The 2,339-nt window shown below is 32.9% G+C and carries 2 protein-coding genes; both read right to left on the reverse strand.

Annotated elements, in window-relative coordinates; translation table 11 throughout:
* Positions 1-76: 76 nt before the first annotated feature.
* Positions 77-1,078: a type I glyceraldehyde-3-phosphate dehydrogenase gene (gap, locus tag ENO17_04660; GenBank protein HER24325.1), complete on the reverse strand. Its 1,002-nt coding sequence runs from the start codon at positions 1,076-1,078 to the stop codon at positions 77-79.
* Between the two features lie 116 nt (positions 1,079-1,194).
* A partial coding sequence (gene rpoN / locus ENO17_04665) for an RNA polymerase sigma-54 factor (GenBank protein ID HER24326.1) occupies positions 1,195-2,339 on the reverse strand: 1,145 nt, incomplete at its 5' end.

The raw sequence follows: 2,339 nt of genomic DNA on the forward strand, positions 1-2,339 counted from the left end.
AATATTGCTGGGTATTGTTAGCACTAACTTTTATATACTCATTACTATTTTCTTAATTATATGCTATATACTTGTACTATATTAATTTCCCGATATATTTTATAAGATCCAAGATTCTACATGAATAAGCCCATTCATTATCATACCAAGCTATAATTTTAGCTAAATTACCATCTATTACCAGTGTAGATAATCCATCAACAATAGAAGAATAGGCATTACCGTTAAAATCTCTGGAAACTAAAGGTTCCTCAGTAAAATCTAAAATACCTTTTAAACTTTTCTGGGTAGCTTCCTTAAAAGATTGGTTAATTTCTTCCGGATTAGTTTTCTTGCTTAGTAGTACTACTAGATCCACAACAGAAACGTTAGGGGTGGGAACACGAAAAGCCATACCGGTTAATTTTCCCTTTAATTCCGGAATCACTAAACTCGTTGCTTGTGCTGCTCCGGTAGTAGTGGGGATCATGGAAAGCGCCGCTGCTCTTGCCCTTCTTAAGTCTTTATGTGGTAGGTCCATTAAATTCTGATCTGCAGTATAAGAATGTATGGTAGTCATAACCCCTTTCTCAATTCCAAATATATCGTTTAGAACTTTTGCAACCGGTGCAAGACAGTTAGTTGTGCAGGAAGCATTGGAAATTATATGGTGCTTTTCAGGTATATATTTATCTTCATTTACACCTACTACTATCGTTATGTCCTCTCCTTTAGCCGGTGCAGATATAATTACCTTATTTGCTCCAGCAGTTAAGTGTTTTGAAGCTCCTTCTCTATCTCTAAAAATCCCGGTAGATTCAATAACAATTTCTGCTCCCAAATCCTTCCAGGGAAGGTTAGAGGGATCCCTTTCACTCAATACTTTCATTCTTCTCCCACCTACTAAAATATTGTCATTTTCTAATTTTACTTCGGGTAATGTACCATGAACAGAATCATATTTTAATAGATGAGCTAATGTTTTAGCATCGGTTATATCATTCACCGCTACGAAATTTATTTCTTTTTCTTTTAATCCAGCTCTAAAAACGTTTCTTCCGATTCTTCCGAATCCGTTAATTCCTACTTTTATGGTCATTTCTTTTCCTCCTCTTTTTTGTTTTAATAAACGAATAGTCATATACCCCTTCATCAATTTAATTAATATCAAAAATTTTACCAAACAGATAACAATTTAACTATTTACTCTTATATTTAAATGCCAAACCTTTTGCGTAGATTAGAAGAGGGTATTTTTAATATTTCTCGGTATTTAGCCACTGTTCGCCGAGAAATATTTACCCCGCCTTTTTCCTTTAGGAGGCCTGTTAGCTTCTGATCACTATATGGTTTAAGACAATTTTCGTTATTTACATATTCTTTTATTAGTTTTTTTATCCTATCGGTAGAGATGGTGTTTCCACTTTCTTTATCCACTCCTTTAGAAAAGAAAAATTTCATCTGAAGAAGTCCTCGAGGTGTTTGTGCTATTTTGTTTTGGACTGCCCTTGATACGGTAGATTCGTGAATTCCTAATCTGCTTGCTAATTTCTTTAAGGTTAGTGGTTTTATATATAAAATTCCTTGATCTAAAAAATCCTTCTGGTATTCTACTAAAGTTTCAGCAATACGATATATAGTTTTCTTTCTCTGTTCTATGTTTTTAATTAACCACTTAGCAGAATTTAATTTTCCCTCTATATATCTTTTTGCATCTTCCCTCTCCTGCTCAGGAATCCTTTCTCTTTTGATTAATTTTTCTTTGTCATCAGGAGAAACATTTTTTCCCGCCTCTAAAATCGTTTTATAGCTATTATTTATCTCTATTTCGGGTAAATAGCTATCATTAAAAATTACTCTATACCCACCTCCTTTTTTCCTTATGATTAGTAAATCGGGAATTATATATTTAGCATCTTTAAAGTTCCCCATTTTTCTACCAGGCTTAGGGTCAAACGATTTTTTAATTACATCAGCCAAAGACTGAACTTCAGGCACGGATATTTTAAGCTCTCGAGCAATTTTCTTAAATGATTTTCGAGCTAAATCATGTAGATGGTACTTTATAATCTTCTTAATGTTTTTATTTCTAATATCCAGATATTTCATCTGGATCAATAGGCATTCTTGTAGGTTTCTTGCTCCCACTCCGGTCGGCTCAAAACTTTGAATTAAAGATAATATCTTTTTTATTTTATCCCTTTTGATATTTAAATCAAGAGAAATATCATTTAAACCAACACTTAAATAGCCGTTATCGTCTATGCTGCCTATTAAATACTCTCCAATTTTATAATCAATATCACTACTTACCGCTGTACTTAATTGAAATAGTAGGTAATCTTGTAATGATTCTCTAT

This window comes from Candidatus Atribacteria bacterium, from assembly GCA_011056645.1.
GTDB classification, from domain to species: domain Bacteria; phylum Atribacterota; class Phoenicimicrobiia; order Phoenicimicrobiales; family Phoenicimicrobiaceae; genus Sediminicultor; species Sediminicultor quartus.